Annotated in this window: 19 protein-coding genes and 1 pseudogene; 2 read left to right on the top strand and 18 right to left on the bottom strand. The window is 39.8% G+C overall.

Annotation, left to right across the window (positions count from 1 at the left end):
- Window positions 1-7: 7 nt before the first annotated feature.
- From leuC to NYE32_RS04300, 6 genes and pseudogenes are all read right to left on the bottom strand, one after another.
- On the bottom strand, window positions 8-1,399 hold the full coding sequence (leuC, locus tag NYE32_RS04325; RefSeq protein WP_037597711.1) for a 3-isopropylmalate dehydratase large subunit: 1,392 nt from the start codon (window positions 1,397-1,399) through the stop codon (window positions 8-10).
- A gap of 30 nt (window positions 1,400-1,429) precedes the next feature.
- On the bottom strand, window positions 1,430-1,711 hold the full coding sequence (locus tag NYE32_RS04320; protein WP_125411889.1) for a DUF1294 domain-containing protein: 282 nt from the start codon (window positions 1,709-1,711) through the stop codon (window positions 1,430-1,432).
- Between the two features lie 4 nt (window positions 1,712-1,715).
- Window positions 1,716-2,753, bottom strand: a complete 1,038-nt coding sequence (gene leuB / locus NYE32_RS04315) for a 3-isopropylmalate dehydrogenase (RefSeq protein ID WP_002890787.1) — start codon at window positions 2,751-2,753, stop codon at window positions 1,716-1,718.
- Between the two features lie 18 nt (window positions 2,754-2,771).
- A complete protein-coding gene (locus NYE32_RS04310; RefSeq protein WP_155124013.1) occupies window positions 2,772-4,328 on the bottom strand; it encodes a 2-isopropylmalate synthase in 1,557 nt (518 codons plus the stop codon).
- A gap of 346 nt (window positions 4,329-4,674) precedes the next feature.
- Window positions 4,675-4,998 (bottom strand): annotated as a pseudogene (locus tag NYE32_RS04305) (2,3-bisphosphoglycerate-dependent phosphoglycerate mutase); the annotation flags it as partial.
- A 39-nt stretch (window positions 4,999-5,037) separates the two neighbouring features.
- The gene (locus NYE32_RS04300) at window positions 5,038-5,427 is read right to left on the bottom strand and encodes a nuclear transport factor 2 family protein (protein WP_107372977.1); all 390 of its coding nucleotides are present in this window, start codon (window positions 5,425-5,427) and stop codon (window positions 5,038-5,040) included.
- Between the two features lie 145 nt (window positions 5,428-5,572).
- On the opposite strand from NYE32_RS04300, the gene NYE32_RS04295 reads away from it, so the two are divergent.
- A complete protein-coding gene (locus tag NYE32_RS04295) occupies window positions 5,573-5,902 on the top strand; it encodes a helix-turn-helix domain-containing protein (protein WP_002890783.1) in 330 nt (109 codons plus the stop codon).
- A 97-nt stretch (window positions 5,903-5,999) separates the two neighbouring features.
- Here NYE32_RS04295 and NYE32_RS04290 read toward each other — a convergent pair whose 3' ends face one another.
- Complete coding sequence (locus NYE32_RS04290) at window positions 6,000-6,692, bottom strand: phosphoglycerate mutase (RefSeq protein WP_000240128.1); 693 nt, start codon at window positions 6,690-6,692, stop codon at window positions 6,000-6,002.
- Between the two features lie 255 nt (window positions 6,693-6,947).
- On the opposite strand from NYE32_RS04290, the gene NYE32_RS04285 reads away from it, so the two are divergent.
- Complete coding sequence (locus NYE32_RS04285) at window positions 6,948-7,883, top strand: dihydroorotate oxidase (protein ID WP_060971492.1); 936 nt, start codon at window positions 6,948-6,950, stop codon at window positions 7,881-7,883.
- A gap of 62 nt (window positions 7,884-7,945) precedes the next feature.
- Here the strand turns inward: NYE32_RS04285 and NYE32_RS04280 are convergent, their stop codons facing one another.
- The 11 genes from NYE32_RS04280 to xseA form a co-directional block, all read right to left on the bottom strand.
- On the bottom strand, window positions 7,946-8,146 hold the full coding sequence (locus NYE32_RS04280) for a hypothetical protein (protein WP_002890779.1): 201 nt from the start codon (window positions 8,144-8,146) through the stop codon (window positions 7,946-7,948).
- Window positions 8,147-8,205: 59 nt separating this feature from the next.
- Window positions 8,206-8,481, bottom strand: coding sequence for an HU family DNA-binding protein (locus NYE32_RS04275; RefSeq protein WP_002884048.1), 276 nt, complete (start codon window positions 8,479-8,481; stop codon window positions 8,206-8,208).
- 136 nt (window positions 8,482-8,617) lie between these two features.
- On the bottom strand, window positions 8,618-9,190 hold the full coding sequence (locus NYE32_RS04270; RefSeq protein ID WP_037601109.1) for a YpmS family protein: 573 nt from the start codon (window positions 9,188-9,190) through the stop codon (window positions 8,618-8,620).
- Complete coding sequence (locus tag NYE32_RS04265; protein ID WP_037601106.1) at window positions 9,183-10,058, bottom strand: SGNH/GDSL hydrolase family protein; 876 nt, start codon at window positions 10,056-10,058, stop codon at window positions 9,183-9,185. Before NYE32_RS04265 ends, NYE32_RS04270 begins: the two co-directional genes overlap by 8 nt.
- Window positions 10,051-10,893 (bottom strand): DegV family protein, encoded by an 843-nt coding sequence (locus NYE32_RS04260; RefSeq protein ID WP_037601103.1) that lies wholly within the window; start codon window positions 10,891-10,893, stop codon window positions 10,051-10,053. The genes NYE32_RS04265 and NYE32_RS04260 overlap by 8 nt, the downstream gene beginning before the upstream one ends.
- Before the next feature lie 69 nt (window positions 10,894-10,962).
- Window positions 10,963-12,633, bottom strand: coding sequence for a DNA repair protein RecN (gene recN, locus NYE32_RS04255; RefSeq protein WP_037601101.1), 1,671 nt, complete (start codon window positions 12,631-12,633; stop codon window positions 10,963-10,965).
- An 8-nt stretch (window positions 12,634-12,641) separates the two neighbouring features.
- The gene (locus tag NYE32_RS04250; RefSeq protein ID WP_037601099.1) at window positions 12,642-13,088 is read right to left on the bottom strand and encodes an ArgR family transcriptional regulator; all 447 of its coding nucleotides are present in this window, start codon (window positions 13,086-13,088) and stop codon (window positions 12,642-12,644) included.
- On the bottom strand, window positions 13,075-13,902 hold the full coding sequence (locus NYE32_RS04245) for a TlyA family RNA methyltransferase (RefSeq protein ID WP_002884054.1): 828 nt from the start codon (window positions 13,900-13,902) through the stop codon (window positions 13,075-13,077). Before NYE32_RS04245 ends, NYE32_RS04250 begins: the two co-directional genes overlap by 14 nt.
- The gene (locus tag NYE32_RS04240) at window positions 13,895-14,767 is read right to left on the bottom strand and encodes a polyprenyl synthetase family protein (protein ID WP_156246650.1); all 873 of its coding nucleotides are present in this window, start codon (window positions 14,765-14,767) and stop codon (window positions 13,895-13,897) included. The genes NYE32_RS04245 and NYE32_RS04240 overlap by 8 nt, the downstream gene beginning before the upstream one ends.
- Window positions 14,767-14,982, bottom strand: coding sequence for an exodeoxyribonuclease VII small subunit (locus NYE32_RS04235; protein ID WP_002884058.1), 216 nt, complete (start codon window positions 14,980-14,982; stop codon window positions 14,767-14,769). Before NYE32_RS04235 ends, NYE32_RS04240 begins: the two co-directional genes overlap by 1 nt.
- A complete protein-coding gene (gene xseA, locus NYE32_RS04230; protein ID WP_129852316.1) occupies window positions 14,972-16,300 on the bottom strand; it encodes an exodeoxyribonuclease VII large subunit in 1,329 nt (442 codons plus the stop codon). Before xseA ends, NYE32_RS04235 begins: the two co-directional genes overlap by 11 nt.
- Window positions 16,301-16,389 lie beyond the last annotated feature (89 nt).

The raw sequence follows: 16,389 nt of genomic DNA, 5'->3' as shown, positions 1-16,389 counted from the left end.
TTCTCCCTTATGCTTGAACTTCTGGCATATCGCGGACATCTACAAATTTACCAGCGATTGCTGCAGCTGCTGCCATTGCTGGACTACAAAGGTGAGTACGAGCACCATATCCTTGACGTCCCTCGAAGTTACGGTTACTTGTAGATGCACAGTGCACACCTTCTGGAACATGGTCTGGGTTCATACCAAGACACATTGAACAACCTGGATCGCGCCATTCAAATCCCGCATCCATGAAAATTTTATCCAAACCAAGACGTTCAGCTTCTTTCTTAACTGGACGCGAACCTGGAACAACAATAGCTGTCAATGTCGGTGAGATATGTTTTCCTTTAACGAATTTAGCAGCTAACTCAAGGTCGCTAAGACGTGCGTTAGTACAAGAACCAATGAAGACATAGCCAAGATCAATATCTTTAGCATATTCACCAGGCTTAACGTCCATATACTCGTAGGCACGTTCATCATTAAAGTCCTTGATTTCTGGGAATGGTTGATCAAACTCAACACCCATTTCAGGGTTAGTTCCCCATGTAACCATAGGTGCCAATTCTGAAACATCAATAGTAATCACTTTATCATATTCAGCATCTGGATCTGAAACCAAAGTTTTCCAGTCGGCTACTGCTTCTTCGAATTTCTCACCCTTAGGTGCGCATGGACGCCCCTCAACATAATCATAAGTTTTTTGGTCTGGATTCATAAGACCCATCTTAGCACCAAATTCAATAGACATGTTACAGATGGTCATGCGTTCATCCATTGAAAGAGCATCGATAGCTTCACCACAATATTCAACAGCGTATCCTACACCAGCATCAACGCCATAGCGTGCAATGAGTGCAAGAATAAAGTCTTTTGAATAAACACCTGGCTGTGGTTTACCAACAAATTCAACCTTCATTTTCTTCGGTTTCACTTGCCACAAACATTGTGTCGCAAAGACATGTTCTACCTCAGATGTACCAATACCAAAGGCAATAGCACCAAAGGCACCATGAGTAGCCGTATGACTATCACCACAAACGACAAATTTTCCTGGTTGACTACGACCTGTTTCAGGACCAACCATGTGGACAATCCCCTGACGAGCAGTACCGTGGGTAGCCGCATCAATACCAAATTCCTCAACGTTTTTCGCCAAAGTATCAATTTGGTTTTTAGAAATAAGGTCACGAATGTTAAAAATATCAACCGTAGGAACGTTGTGGTCTGTCGTACCAAAAGTTAAATCTGGGCGACGAACTTTACGTCCAGCATCACGAAGTCCTTGAAAGGCCTGTGGACTTGTAACCTCGTGAATATAATGCTGATCCACATACATCAATTGTGGTTCGCCCTCATTTCCAGTAACGACGTGGCGTTCCCAAAGTTTATCAAAAATTGATTTTCCGCTCATAAAATACTCCAATTATAATCTAAGGATTAGCTAATCCGAAAGTCTTGTTAGAATAAGGTATAAAAGAAAGACATCTATAACAATTCCTATAAGCCAGCAAAGCTTAAAGTACCATTTGTTAATTTTATGTCTAAAAAGTCTCCCACCTAGAAAGGCACCAATACCACCAAAGATCAGTGTCTGTAATAATAATGCCTTCTCAGAAATCCGTCTCTTATGTCGGATAGCCTTATGTTTATCAAGGCCATAAACGGATAAGACGACTAGATTCCACACCAACAAAACACTTAGTAACACTAATTTCAGTGTCATGAGTTTAGAGATTGCCAATAATAGCTGCTGTCATTTCAGCAGTCGAAGCCTGACCACCCAAATCACGTGTCAAGATGCCTTGATTCAAGGTCTTATCAACAGCATTTTCAATCAATTCTGCCCCTTCAGTTTCATTGAAACTTTCACGTAACATCATAGCTACTGACAAAATCATTGAAATTGGATTGGCAATACCTTGACCAGCGATATCTGGTGCTGAACCATGGATTGGTTCATAAAGACTTGGACCATTTTCAGAGTGACTGGCAGATGGCATAACACCTAAAGTTCCTGGAAGAACACTTGATTCATCAGACAAGATATCACCAAAAAGGTTTTCTGTCACAACCACATCAAAACGAGCTGGGTTGGTAATCATAATCATTGCGGCACTATCAACGAGCTGATGTTCAAGGGTTACATCTGGAAACTCCAAAGAAACTTCATCAGCAACCTTACGCCACAATTTAGAAGTTGCCAAAACATTTTGTTTATCAATGCTAGTGACCTTTTTGCCACGACCTTGAGCAATCTTGAAAGCACGTCGCATGATACGACGAATCTCATCTGCTGAATAATCATTGATATCGCGGGCCTTATCTTCTTCCAAAATGTGCTCACCAAAGTAAATACCACCTGTGAGCTCACGAACAACGACGAAGTCTACGCCCTCAATACGCTCAGGTTTAAGAGGTGACAAGTGTTTCAAAGCATCAAAGATGCGGACAGGACGGATATTAGCAAAGAGATTCAACTCCTTACGAATGGCCAAAAGTCCTTGTTCAGGACGAACTGGCGCATTGTCATATTTAGGTCCACCAATTGCAGCCAAGAGGATAGCATCTGCTGATTTAGCAGCATCCAAAGTTGACTTAGGAAGTGGATGACCCTCGGCATCAATGCCAGCACCACCAAATGGTTTAGCATCGATGTCGTAATCAAATCCAATTTTTGAAGCTACTTTTTCAAGAACTTCAAGACCTGCTGCCATAATCTCAGGTCCAATTCCATCACCTGAAAGTGTTACAATTTTCTTTGTCATGTTTAACTCCTCTTCGGCTTATGGAAGGTCACGATAAGAAACCTTACGTGCCATCTCACCAGCATTTTCTTTTTGAACCAATGTATTAGCATTGATATAGGCAATTGCTGATGCTTTCAAGACATCAAAGTCCAAACCAGATGCATTGAAAATAGTATCTGTATCTACATTTTCTACAGTTACAAGTACACGTGCTTGCGCATCAATACCATCAGTTACTGCGTCAATATTATAAGAAGTCAAGCGAACTGTTTGGTTGAAGAATTTATCAATAGCATTGAAGATAGCTTCAACTGACCCTTGGCCATTTGCCAAAAATTCAACAGATTCACCATCTTCATTAGCCAAGCTTACTGTAGCAGTGATTGTTTCATCAGCATTAGTAGTCAAACGAAGATCTTGGAAGTGGAAACCTTCTGGATTATCTACACTTGTACCAGCAACAAGGGCACGAATATCTGCATCAGTAATATCATGTTTTTTCCCAGCCAAGACTTTAAATTTGGCAAAGAGTGGTTTGATATCTTCTTCCACAAAATCAAGCTCAAGTTCTTTCAATTTTTCAACAAAGGCATGACGTCCTGACAATTTACCAAGAGGAAGACTGTTACTCTTCACACCTACCAATTCTGGTGTGAAAATTTCATAAGTTTGTGGGTTCTTAAGAACACCATCTTGGTGGATACCTGATTCATGAGAGAAGGCATTTCCACCAACAACAGCTTTATTTTTAGGAACAGGAATTCCAGAGAAGCGAGAAACAAGCTCTGAAGTATTCATTGTTTCATTAAGAACAATATCACTTGTTGCTTGGAAAAAGTCTTCACGAATTTTCAAAGCAACAGCTACTTCTTCAAGAGCAACATTACCCGCACGTTCACCGATACCATTAACAGTTCCCTGTACACGTCCAGCACCGTGTTTAATTGCTGTCAAAGTATTTGCAGTTGCCATACCGAGGTCATCGTGACAGTGAACACCAAAAACAACTTTATGGTCTGATTTAATATTTTCAGTCAAATGATCAAAAATACGTGCAAACTCTTCTGGAGTCGTAAATCCTACTGTATCTGGAATATTAATATATGATGCACCAGCGTCAACCGCTGTTTGAACAACTTCAGTCAAGAAATCAAGCTCAGTACGAGTAGCATCCTCTGGTGAAAATTCAACAACTTCAAATTTTGAACGTGCATATGATACATGCTCTTTTACAGCTTCAAGAATTTCTTCTTTTGATTTCTTCAATTTAAACTCACGGTGAATCGGACTTGTTGCGATAAAGACATGAATTTGTGGATACTTGGCATCTTTCAAAGCCTCATAACAAGCATCAATATCAGATTTTACTGAGCGAGCCAAGCCGGTAACAGAAGTTGTTGTCATAGCTTCTGCAATTTGTTTTACTGCCTCAAATGAATCTGGACTAGCTGCAGGGAAACCTGCTTCGATTACAGAAATTCCCCATTTTTCAAGTTGCTTAGCAATAGCAACTTTTTCTTTGATTGAGAAGTTAACTCCAGGTGTTTGTTCCCCATCACGAAGACTTGTATCAAAAAATTCAACTTTACGCATAGACAATCCTCTTTCTAAAAGTAAAAACGATAGTAGTAAAAAAACATCTCACTCGGAAACCCAAGCGAGATGTTTTTCCCTCCCGCTTGGTAAGCCAAACAGGACTAATGCTTTTGCACTAGCCCTCATTACGCAATAGCAAAACAGTTGTAGTTGCGAATGTCATTTGACTCATTTCCTTTCGATGTATCTTGGTTAATATAATACATCTTTCCAAGTTGAAAGTCAAGGAAAAATTACTGAATTGACTGACTTTTCTGACCGTTTTTTACAATTTTTTTCAGAAAAACAAAAAAGCTGACCGAAGTCAACTTTTTATTTATTAATGATAACTACTTATCTCAGCTTATTTTCCGAGGTAGTATTCAGAAACAACGTTCAATTTTTCGTCAAATTCGAATACCAATGGTGGGAAGTTTAGAATTTCAACATCCATGATTTCGTCATCTGACAATTGTTTGATGTGTTTTACAAGGGCACGAATTGAGTTACCGTGTGCACCTACGAATACGTTTTTACCATCTTTAAGAGCTGGAGCGATTTTATCTTCCCAGAATGGAAGGGCACGTTCCAAAGTCACTTTCAAGTTTTCAGCATCTGGAATTACTGAGTCATCAAGTGAAGCGTAACGACGATCAGTGTGTGCTGAGTGCTCATCATCACGATCCATAAATCAAATTTCATTTCAGATTATAGATTAATTTACTGTCTAACCCCAGAAAGCATCTTCTACTGCTTGATCTGATGAAAAGAGCCAAACTTCCTTGATCTTTCCATTATCCATGCGAAAAAGATCAATACCATTCATGTTGAGTTCCTCGCCGTCTGGGCGAGTTCCAACAAAGGTCACATTGGCTGCTACAAGGTCAATATTTTCAGACACCCAGTTAGTCAATACTTTGAAGGTACCGTTTGTTTTTTCTGAAAATTGAGCCAAGTGTGCTCCAAGTGCTTCTTTTCCAACAACTGTACCGGAATTACTATGCTGACCTGGCTGGTGCCAGATAATATCATCTGCCATAGTCTCAAAAACAGCTGGAAAATCACCTGTTATAAGACCATTGTTATATGCATTAAAAATTTCTAAATTTACTGACATGAGTTACTCCTCGTTTCTTTTATTTATGATATAATATTATCACTTACTAACAAAAAGACAAGTAGGCACTTTATTGTTATCTAGTATCAAATACGATACTATTATTGTCAAATAAGAGAATAATTTTAAAAAATTTGGAGGAATTATGGTAACCAAAGTCAGTGAATACGGAATTTGTCCTTTTGCCACGACGCAGCGTGTACTAACAGGCAAATGGGCTCTAGTCATCATCTATCAACTCAGTACGGGCACTAAGCGTTTTAATGAACTACAACGTCTAATTCCTGGCATTACCCAAACCATTCTAACACGACACCTCAGACAGCTCGAGAAGGATAAAATCGTGGAGCGTAAAGTCTATGCTGAAGTTCCCCCACGGGTCGAATACAGTCTAACTGAAATGGGTAGAAAATTTCAAGGTGTCCTAGATGCCATTGAAAGTTGGGGACTGGAGTATATCGAAACTCTAGACTAATTATCTCCTTGGTTCATCTCACCTTACAAAGTGAGACGAACCGAGAGTCACTTCTCAAAAAAAAGGTGGAATAAATCCCGCCTTTTATCTTTTATAATTATTTTCCGAGGTAGTATTCAGAAACAACGTTCAATTTTTCGTCAAATTCGAATACCAATGGTGGGAAGTTTGGAATTTCAACATCCATGATTTCGTCATCTGACAATTGTTTGATGTGTTTTACAAGGGCACGAATTGAGTTACCGTGTGCACCTACGAATACGTTTTTACCATCTTTAAGAGCTGGAGCGATTTTATCTTCCCAGAATGGAAGGGCACGTTCCAAAGTCACTTTCAAGTTTTCAGCATCTGGAATTACTGAGTCATCAAGTGAAGCGTAACGACGGTCAGTGTGTGCTGAGTGCTCATCATCACGATCCATTGCTGGAGGCAATACATCGTATGAACGACGCCAGATGTGAACTTGCTCATCACCAAATTGCTCAGCAGCTTCTGCTTTGTTTTTACCAGTCAAACCACCGTAGTGACGTTCGTTCAAGCGCCATGATTTTTCAACTGGAACCCAAAGTTGGTCAGATGCTTCAAGAGCCAAGTTAGTTGTTTTGATCGCACGTTTCAATACTGAAGTGTATGCTTGGTCAAATTCGATACCAGCTTCTTTAATCAATTTACCAGCGTCGATAGCTTGTTGAGTACCTTTTTCAGAAAGATCTACGTCAGCCCAACCTGTGAAAAGGTTAGCTTTGTTCCATTCAGACTCACCGTGGCGAGCGAAAACCAATTTTACCATTAGTTATGTCTCCTTTTTATTTTGGGTTAAACCCATTTACTGTATCTATTCTACCCAAAAAACCTTGAAAAAGCTAGCAAAATCCAAAAAATTCTGTAAAATTCTATTGCCTCTTGTCTTGGCAAAAAGAGACGATATCAGAATTTCGTTTTAGAGGCTTTAGCCCGTCCAATATTTCCTTGTTTTAGGCCCCTTTTCATGCTAAAATGAGATGAAATAGTAACATTTTACTTTGTGATCTTTAAGGAGGATCTTATGGTTTCTACTGCTACAAAAGTTGGTCAGTTTACATTTGATAACTGTCTTATGAATGCCGCTGGTGTTCATTGTATGACTAAGGAAGAATTGGCAGAGGTTGAGGCTTCAGCTGCAGGTTCATTTGTCACAAAAACCGGAACACTTGAGGCCCGTCCCGGTAATCCTGAACCACGTTATGTGAATGTTCCTCTTGGGTCAATCAACTCAATGGGATTGCCAAATAACGGTTTCGAATACTACCTTGACTATGTCATTGAATTACAAAAGCAACCCAATACAAAAAATCATTTTCTTTCTCTCGTTGGTCTTTCACCTGAGGAAACACACACCATTCTTAAAAAAGTTCAAGAAAGTGACTATGAAGGGCTGGTTGAACTCAACCTTTCATGTCCTAACGTTCCGGGTAAACCTCAAATCGCTTACGATTTTGAAACAACAACAGAGATCCTAACTGAAGTCTTTTCTTACTTTACGAAACCTCTTGGTGTGAAATTACCACCATACTTTGATATTGTGCACTTTGATCAAGCTGCTGCCGTTTTCAACCAATTCCCACTTGTCTTTGTTAACTGTGTGAACTCAATTGGTAATGGCCTTTACATTGAAGATGAGTCTGTTGTCATCAAACCTAAGAATGGTTTTGGTGGTATAGGTGGTGACTACATCAAACCTACTGCCTTGGCAAACGTTCATGCTTTCTACCAACGTTTGAAACCTGAAATCCAAATTATTGGTACTGGTGGTGTAAAATCTGGTCGTGATGCTTTTGAACACATCCTTTGTGGCGCAAGTATGGTACAAGTTGGTACTGCCCTTCAAAAAGAAGGTGTCGCTATTTTTGACCGTATTACTAAAGAACTTAAAGAAATCATGGAAGAAAAAGGTTACGAAACTCTTGAAGACTTCCGAGGAAAACTTCACTACATCGACTAGTCTATAAAAAAAGTTTGGAAAATCTTCCAAACTTTTTTTGTTATTTGATGAGGATTCTCTTATTAGACAAGACCATCATCATCGCGTTCATCCCAGTCTTCAAAAGGGTCCTTGCCCTCTTTTTCAGCTTGAAGACGTTTCTGACGCGCTTCTTCAATTTGTTCTTCACTTGGCTTCATCAGTTTGCTAATAGCAACAATACCTGATAGTTTAATAACAGTAAAAACCAAAAGAAAAATCAATACCACTGTTATGGTTTTCATAGATTCCCTTAACTTATTTCGTATAAATCAAAACCCCTAAAATCTTAGGGGTTTTTACATTATTTAACTGCGTCTTTAAGAGCTTTACCAGCTTTAAATGCAGGAACTTTAGAAGCTGCGATTGAGATAGCTTCACCAGTTTGTGGGTTACGACCTTGACGAGCAGCACGTTCGCGTACTTCAAAGTTACCGAAACCAATCAATTGTACTTTTTCACCTGCAGCAAGAAATTCTTCGATAGAAGCGAAAACTGCATCTACAGCTGCTGCTGAATCTTTTTTAGTAAGCTCAGTTGCTTCTGCAACTTTAGCGATCAAATCTTGTTTGTTAGCCATTGTAACAATCCTCCAATTTATTTCTAAGCGAATAGTTTTTTTAGCGCTTGAACAAGTATTATCTTATCCTAAAAGACCTATGAGGTCAAGTAATAAACGCTAATTTAATCGCTTTTTTGCAAAAAGTAAAGGCTTTTTAATTTATTGTCTTATAGATGTCAAATTCGATACGGTCATTAACCAAATCTAGGCTTTGAGCACGTGCTGTTATCCCCTTCTCATTCTTCATAGACTGAATATTTAGGGTAACCTTTCCCTTCTTACTATCGATTGCGATGTAATCAGGAAGGTTAGTCGAACGTTTAATCATCTTAAGGACATCCGAAACAGGCAGTTTCAAGGTTCCAGCTGAAAGCTCAGAAACATGCAGTACAATTGCTCCTGATTCACTAACAACCGGCGTAAAATAGACATATAGAGGAACAGGATGACCTAAAACCTTATAGCTACTTTCAAAAACAATTTTAGAATTGGTAACCTTGACCTTGAAACGCATCTTATCAGTCGAATAATCCTGGGCAAAGCCTGTAAGAGCAGCGTCAAGCTCATCCTTAGTCATACTATATTTTCCAATTTTAGTTGCTCCCTTGGATAGAGATACAGAACTTGTCGTCTCCACTGGAGTCATGATTCTATATGTCACAACACTTACTAAGGCTAGATTTAAGGCCAAGAGTCCTAAAAATAGCCATTTCCATATCTTACTCACCTGACCACTCCTTTTTTGTTTGGTTAATACGTTTCAAAATGGCATCTGACATAATTTGATAACCTGTATTATTTGGATGAAAATGATCATCCTCAAAAAGAGCATCGTTCAGACTATCTTGAGAAGATTTACTAGACTGAGAGGTATCATCAGAACTTGTAACACCGCCCTTACCATCAATTCCCTTATAAAGCAAATCATTTACAGGAACAAAATACACATTATCGTACTCTTTGCACACCTCTTCAGTAGACTGGTTCCAATTATCTACAATCGTTTGCATTTCTGTCATCTCTGGAAAATTAAGATAAAAAGGATTGTAAATACCAACAATATAAATTGGCAATGTTTTATTTTCCTTGCGGGCTAGCTCAATAATCTGTTCTAATCTCTTTTGATAGGCCTGAGCAGGCTTAGTGAAGGTAGCTACATTAAGATTCGTGATATTGTCCTTAATGACATGGATTACATCATTACCACCAACTGTCAGAGTCATCACTTTAGCCTTTTTGAGATCTCTTTGAATATCCTTCTTTTCTTGCATTCTTTTGAGAATTTGATTACTCGTATTCCCCGCAATACCGTAGTTACGAGAAGTCACTTGCCAGTCAAAATCTGACTCTAATGCCTGTGATAGCACAGGAACGAATCCTCCTTGATTACTACTATCACCTACCCCTTGAGTAAGGGAATCACCAATAGCAACATAGGTCACATTTTCATTTTTGATAGATTTAATCTTTTCTGCAATTTTTGATGACTGATGCGTACTAGGAACGATAAAAATGAAGAGGCCTACAAATAAGAGAAAAAGCAAGAAGAAGCCTACGAGGCTTCTAACTAATTCTGATTCTTTCCACTTATTCATAACGAACCATTACGGCAAAGGCGCCTTCACCAGTGTGCGTTTGAATGATGGAACCAGTCTCAAGGATTGAAATTGGAGCACCCAAAACCTCAAGTTTTTCAGCCAGTTCATGTGCTAAATCAGGTGTCCCTGCATAAGAAATACCAATCTCTGCCACTTTTAGGTCCTTATCCTTGATACCATTAATATAAGAATCTAACCATTTCGTGAAAGTCTTAGCTCCTCGCCCCTTAGCAACCGTATTCAACTGATAGTCTTTCAACTCCATGATGACACGGATATTGAGTAATGAAGACAGAAGACCTGTTACACGTCCAATACGACCACCTTTGACCAGATTCTCAAGGGTAGAAACACCAATATGAAGTTCTGATTTATTTTTCACTTCTTCAACATGGGCTACAATCTCATCAAGACTAGCTCCTGCTTCAGCTAATTTAGCTGCCTCAACAACTTGAAACTTGAGGCATTGATCCGTAAAGCCTGAATCGATGACAGTTACATCTGCTCCTGAAAGACTAGCTCCTTGACGTGAGGCTTCACATGTCCCAGAGAGTGTGTGCATAATGTGGATTGCCACAATTTGTTCTGCACCTTCTTTGACAAGATTTTCATATGTCTCAGCAAACAAACCTACAGGTGGTTGGCTTGTCTTTGGTAACTCTTTACTATGCTTCATCATTTCCAAGAAACGGCCTTCTTCTCGAAGGTCACTATCTGAATAGATGACACCGTCCACCATTACCGACAATGGGACAACAGTGATATTATATTTTTTAACCAATTCTGGTTCAATCGTGATTGACGAATCGGTTACAATTCTGATTTTACTCATAATTTTCTCGCTTAACACAAATTTTTATTCTATTATAGCATGACTGGAAAGTTTTTCCCAAGTCTTTTCCTAAAGAGAGTCATCCACCTTTAACAAAGCTCTTGCTTGGCTCAAGGCAGCCTCCGTCACGTTATCACCTGCTAACATCTTAGCGATTTCTTGCACCCTTTCCTCAGGTGTCAAAAGACGAACACGAGAGACAGTTGTCTCATTATCGCTTTCCTTAGAAATAAAGAACTGATAATCAGCAATAGCAATAACTTGCGGAAGGTGACTGATGGCCAAGACCTGACCATGACTCCCAATCTTATGAATCTTCTGAGCGATGGCTTGGGCAACACGTCCTGAAACGCCAGTGTCAACCTCATCAAAGACGATACTTGTTTTATCTTCTTTGCGGGCAAAGGCTGACTTAATTGCTAACATGAGTCGAGATAATTCACCACCTGAAGCTACCTTAACAAGCGGTTTAAAGCCTTCACCTGGATTGGTTGAGATGTAAAACTCAACCTGCTCATTACCATCACGATTAAATTTCCCCTTAGTAAAGGTGACTTTAAAATCAGCCTTATCCATATAGAGGTCGCATAACTCGTTCTTAATCTCAGCTTCAAGAGCCGTAGCAATTTGATGGCGTGCTGTTTGTAGGGTCTCCGCAGACGCAAGCAGGTCCTTTTCAAGTTGCTTAAGCTCTTGTTCCATAGCATCTGACGAGCTAGAGTTTCCTGTCAGAAGATTGTATTCTTTACTTGAATTTTCCAGATAATCCAAGACGTCATCGACAGTCCCACCATATTTACGAGTAATGGCATTAATGGTATCTAAGCGGTGTTCAATCTCTTGTAAACGCCCAGCATCAAAGTCCAGATTATCCAAAAAATCACCTAGTTGCTTAGTGACATCTTCCAGAACATAATAGGCTTCTGATAGATTTCCAGAGAGTTCTTTGTAATCAGAGTCATACTCTTCAAGAGACTGGAGGTCATTCATGGCAGAACGAACATTTGAAAGGCTTGAAAAATCCTCATTATCCAGCATGACATAGGCATTTGTTAAGGTATCAGCAATCTGCTTATGATTAAGAAGCTTGTCTCGCTCCTGCATCAAAGCCAAATCTTCTCCTGATTTTAGAGAGACTGCTTCAATTTCTGCAATCTGAAAAGCTAGCATTTCAATTCGAGCCTTATGCTCCTGCTCATTTTTCTGCTTTTCAAGAACAGCTTTTCTTAACTCACGATAGCGGTCAAAATACTCCTGGTACTCTTTCTTAGTCTGGAAAAATTCCTTGTCACCAAAGGCATCAAGCATGGTAATATGCAGAGCAGGTTTCATAAGCTCTTCCTGGTCATGTTGTCCATGGATATCTACCAAGAAGTGCCCAACAGCTTTAAGTGTCGTTAAATTGACCATCTGCCCATTGATGCGACTAACACTTCTACCATTTTGGAAGATTTCACGACGGATAATCAATTCATCCTCAACAGGAATCCCATTATCTTCCAAGATACTAACCAAGGCAGGATTTTGTTCGATTGAAAAGAAGCCCTGAATTTCAGCCTTAGATGCTGAATGACGGACGACCTCACTAGAAGCCCTAGCACCCAACATAAGATTCATAGCATCTATAATAATGGACTTACCAGCACCTGTTTCACCAGTAAGGACGGTCATACCATTCTCAAAGTTTAGAGAAATCTCTTCAATAATTGCGAAATTCTTTATCGTAATTTCGAGAAGCATAGGCCCTCCTATTCTTCAACCCACTTAATGATTTGCCCCTGTAGTTCAATAGCTGCTAACTCTGACTGAGCCACTAAAAAGAGGGTATCATCATCAGCAATAACACTAAAAATCAAATGCCTGTACTCATCTAAAAGAATCTTCTTGATGAGGCGGCTTGTCCCAGGTTGAACAACGATATTCATAAAGGCATGTTGACGATCAACGCGCAACAAGCGACGAGTCGCAACAGAGGTTCCACCTACTCGTCTAGGAGCAGTTGAGAGCCCATAGATGTAAGAACCGTCTTCAGTCGGTACTTTGGTAATACCAATTTCATTGATATCACGCGATACAGTCGCTTGAGTAGCCTTTAATCCCTCATTTTGGAGTAATTTTACCAATTCTCCTTGAGTCGTAATTTTATTTTCTTGGACAATCTTTCGGATTAACTCCAAACGATCATTCTTCTTCATTCTTTTTAAACTCCTTGTGTGCTTGTGCTACAACTTCCTTAATAGAGGTTTGAGCATCATTTTGAGGAGAATTTGTCTTCTCCAAGTGTGCGAGAAACTCAATGTTACCATGACCACCTTGGATAGGTGAAAAGTCCAGCCCCTTAACTGAAAAGCCATAGTCAACCGCAAAAGCAGTCACTGTTTCTAACACTTTTTCATGGACACTGCTCTCACGGACAATCCCGTTTTTCCCAATTTGTTCACGGCCCGCCTCAAATTGTGGTTTCACAAGAGCAACAACTTGCCCCCCATCAACCAATATCTTAGCCAAAGCCGGTAGAATCAGATTAAGAGAGATGAAGCTGACATCGATTGATGCAAAAGACGGTAGTCCTTCTGTAAAATCAACAGGTTCAGCATAACGGAAATTATATTGCTCCATGGAACGAACACGCTCATCTTGACGCAATTTCCAAACCAACTGATTGGTACCGACATCAACAGCATAAACCAGTTTGGCCCCATTTTGAAGCATAACATCAGTAAACCCACCTGTTGAGGCTCCGATATCAATGGTCGTCATACCTTCAACTGACAGATTGAAAACTTCCAAAGCTTTTTCAAGTTTGAGTCCTCCACGACTCACATACTTAAGTTTTTCACCTTTAAGCTTCAACTCTGTACCGTCGTCGATTTTTTCACCAGGTTTATCGTAACGCTCACCATTGATAACATTAACAACTAAACCTGCCATTACGCCACGTTTTGCTTGTTCTCGTGTTTCAAAAAGGCCTTGTTTATAAGCCAAGACGTCTACTCTTTCCTTAGGCATGGAGTCGTAACCTTTCTATGATTTCTATAATACTGTCTTTCTTGAAACCTTGAGTCTCAGCTAGATTTTGGAAAATAGCCTCCGCTTTATTGAGTGATTCCTCGAGGATAGCATGTGATTTTTCCAGACCAAGAAGAGCCGGATAGGTTGATTTCCCAGCTACTACATCTTTTCCAGGTGTCTTTCCAAGTTCTTCGAAATCAGCAGTCACATCCAAAATATCATCACGTACTTGAAAGGCAAGACCAATCAGGCGACCAGCTTCTTTCAGATTTTCCAAAACCTCTAGATTTTTTTGAGCAACAATACCAGCCGCCACAAAAGGAAAGGTTAAAAGCTTACCTGTCTTATGCTCATGAATTTTAGACAGTTGCGATAAATCAAGTTCCTGACCTTCCCCCTTCATATCCAACATCTGGCCACCAACCATACCGAAGGTGCCTGAGGAATGAGACAATGCTTGAATCAATTGAACTCGAATTTCTGCTGATAGCTCTGTTTGGGACAGGAGATCAAAGGGATCCAAAAAGAGAGAATCGCCAGCCAATATCGCCGTTGCTTCATCAAATTTCTTATGGTTGGTTAAACGTCCTCGACGGTAATCATCATCATCCATAGCCGGCAGATCATCGTGAATCAGACTTCCAGTATGAATCATTTCAAGACTCGCTGCAACATCGAAATGACTAGGAGTTAGCTCTAAACCAAATCCTTCAAGTAAATCTAAGAAAATCAGTGGACGAATACGCTTACCGCCACTATCAACTGAATAAAGAATAGCAGTGATTAAATCACTTGATACAGGAAGATTATTTTTTTGGTAGTAATCACGGATAGCCGCATCAATTTTATTTAGCTTGCTCATTAGGCATCCATTTCCGTTTCTGTACCATCTGCTTGCATAACCTTAACTAGTGTTTTTTCAGCATCTTCCAAGGTCTTCTGCAAATCCTTAGACAAGGCCATACCTTTTTGGAACTCAGCAATAGCATCCTCAAGAGCAACATCTCCTGTTTCGAGCTTAGTGACAATGGCTTCTAAGTCCTGTAAATTTTCCTCAAATGTTTTTTTAGTTGACATTTTTTACCTCTACTTCTAGTTCTCCATCTCTCATTTGGACGGTTAATTGATCACCTTCGGTAATATTCTTGGTACTGGTTAAAGGTTTATCATCTTTTTTGACAATGGCATAGCCCCTTGCAACAATACGGCTAGTATCTAGAGACAATAAAGCATCCTGTGCCTTTTCTAATCTCACACGGTTACCATTAATGGTGTTCTTGGTTGTGGTCACCAATAAACGTTGCAAAGACTCTCGACGGTCTTGATAGTTCTGAACACTGCTCAGAAGATTTAAGCCTTGTAACCGTTGTTTCAAAAGTTCCGCTTTTTTTTGCTTTCGCTCGAAATCTTGACTCACGAAGGTTTCAAGCCTTGTTGTTAGTCGATCCAACTTTTGTAAATAACCATCATATAGGCGCTCAGGTTGCCTAAAGACAACAGATTGTGACAGTTTAGCTAAACGTTCTTGATTGTACTGTATACGTCTCAAACAGGCTTGATAAGCTCTATTTTGTCTTTCACGAATCCAAACCAAGGTATCGGCCTTTGATACTGGAGTAGCAAGTTCTGCCGCTGCTGTAGGTGTAGCAGCCCTACGATCTGCAACAAAGTCAGCCAAAGTCGTATCTGTTTCGTGACCAACACTTGAAATCACAGGTAGACGACTCTCAAAAATGGACTGAACAACAATTTCCTCGTTAAAAGCCCAAAGGTCTTCAATAGAACCTCCACCACGACCAACGATAAGTAAATCTAAGTCATCCCTTTGATTGGCTTTTTGAATATTTTCAGCAATTTCCTGTGCAGCTCCTTCACCCTGAACCTTGGTAGGGAAAAGTAAGATTTCTACCCCTGGAAAACGACGACTAACGGTCGTAATAATATCTCGAATAACCGCACCACTAGGACTTGTGACAACCCCGATTTTTTTGACAAAATTAGGCAGCGCTTGCTTATGACGATCATCAAAGTAGCCTTCTGCAGTCAATTTTTTACGAAGCTGTTCAAACTGGATAGCCAAAGCTCCAATACCATCCGGCTCAGCCTTCTCGATAATAATGGAATAAGAGCCACTAGGCTCATAAATCTGGACACGACCTACGACATTGATCTTCATACCTTCTTCGAGTTCAAAACCAAGTTTTTTGAAAACTCCAGCCCAAATCGTCGCCTGAATAACAGCTCCTTCATCCTTAAGCGAAAAATATTGGTGACTCGGGCGGCGACGAAAATTGGAAACCTGTCCCGTCAAATATACCCTCTCTAAATAAGGATCACGGTCAAATTTCATTTTCAAATATTTTGTTAAGGATGTGACCGATAAATAGTCTGACACGACAACTCTCCTTTATTTAACCTATCCTCGAAAACCTGAAGACATTAAAAAAGTTCTGTAGAACCATCATCCCCAAATCTTCTCAGTCA

It is taken from the genome of Streptococcus sp. FSL R7-0248 (genome assembly GCF_037967965.1).
Taxonomy (GTDB): domain Bacteria; phylum Bacillota; class Bacilli; order Lactobacillales; family Streptococcaceae; genus Streptococcus.
The sequence above is the reverse complement of the archived record's forward strand: the minus strand, read 5'-3'. Positions and strand labels throughout refer to the sequence as shown.

What these genes read in the sequence shown, in the direction of transcription:
- NYE32_RS04280 (WP_002890779.1), bottom strand. Translation starts at nt 8,146, where the DNA reads ATGAAAACCATAACAGTGGTATTGATTTTTCTTTTGGTTTTTACTGTT.
- NYE32_RS04310 (WP_155124013.1), bottom strand. Translation starts at nt 4,328, where the DNA reads ATGCGTAAAGTTGAATTTTTTGATACAAGTCTTCGTGATGGGGAACAA.
- leuC (WP_037597711.1), bottom strand. Translation starts at nt 1,399, where the DNA reads ATGAGCGGAAAATCAATTTTTGATAAACTTTGGGAACGCCACGTCGTT.
- recN (WP_037601101.1), bottom strand. Translation starts at nt 12,633, where the DNA reads ATGCTTCTCGAAATTACGATAAAGAATTTCGCAATTATTGAAGAGATT.
- NYE32_RS04300 (WP_107372977.1), bottom strand. Translation starts at nt 5,427, where the DNA reads ATGTCAGTAAATTTAGAAATTTTTAATGCATATAACAATGGTCTTATA.
- NYE32_RS04290 (WP_000240128.1), bottom strand. Translation starts at nt 6,692, where the DNA reads ATGGTAAAATTGGTTTTCGCTCGCCACGGTGAGTCTGAATGGAACAAA.
- NYE32_RS04250 (WP_037601099.1), bottom strand. Translation starts at nt 13,088, where the DNA reads ATGAAGAAGAATGATCGTTTGGAGTTAATCCGAAAGATTGTCCAAGAA.
- NYE32_RS04275 (WP_002884048.1), bottom strand. Translation starts at nt 8,481, where the DNA reads ATGGCTAACAAACAAGATTTGATCGCTAAAGTTGCAGAAGCAACTGAG.
- NYE32_RS04245 (WP_002884054.1), bottom strand. Translation starts at nt 13,902, where the DNA reads ATGCCTAAGGAAAGAGTAGACGTCTTGGCTTATAAACAAGGCCTTTTT.
- leuB (WP_002890787.1), bottom strand. Translation starts at nt 2,753, where the DNA reads ATGACAAAGAAAATTGTAACACTTTCAGGTGATGGAATTGGACCTGAG.
- NYE32_RS04265 (WP_037601106.1), bottom strand. Translation starts at nt 10,058, where the DNA reads ATGAATAAGTGGAAAGAATCAGAATTAGTTAGAAGCCTCGTAGGCTTC.
- NYE32_RS04285 (WP_060971492.1), top strand. Translation starts at nt 6,948, where the DNA reads ATGGTTTCTACTGCTACAAAAGTTGGTCAGTTTACATTTGATAACTGT.
- NYE32_RS04235 (WP_002884058.1), bottom strand. Translation starts at nt 14,982, where the DNA reads ATGTCAACTAAAAAAACATTTGAGGAAAATTTACAGGACTTAGAAGCC.
- NYE32_RS04260 (WP_037601103.1), bottom strand. Translation starts at nt 10,893, where the DNA reads ATGAGTAAAATCAGAATTGTAACCGATTCGTCAATCACGATTGAACCA.
- NYE32_RS04240 (WP_156246650.1), bottom strand. Translation starts at nt 14,767, where the DNA reads ATGAGCAAGCTAAATAAAATTGATGCGGCTATCCGTGATTACTACCAA.
- NYE32_RS04320 (WP_125411889.1), bottom strand. Translation starts at nt 1,711, where the DNA reads ATGACACTGAAATTAGTGTTACTAAGTGTTTTGTTGGTGTGGAATCTA.
- NYE32_RS04295 (WP_002890783.1), top strand. Translation starts at nt 5,573, where the DNA reads ATGGTAACCAAAGTCAGTGAATACGGAATTTGTCCTTTTGCCACGACG.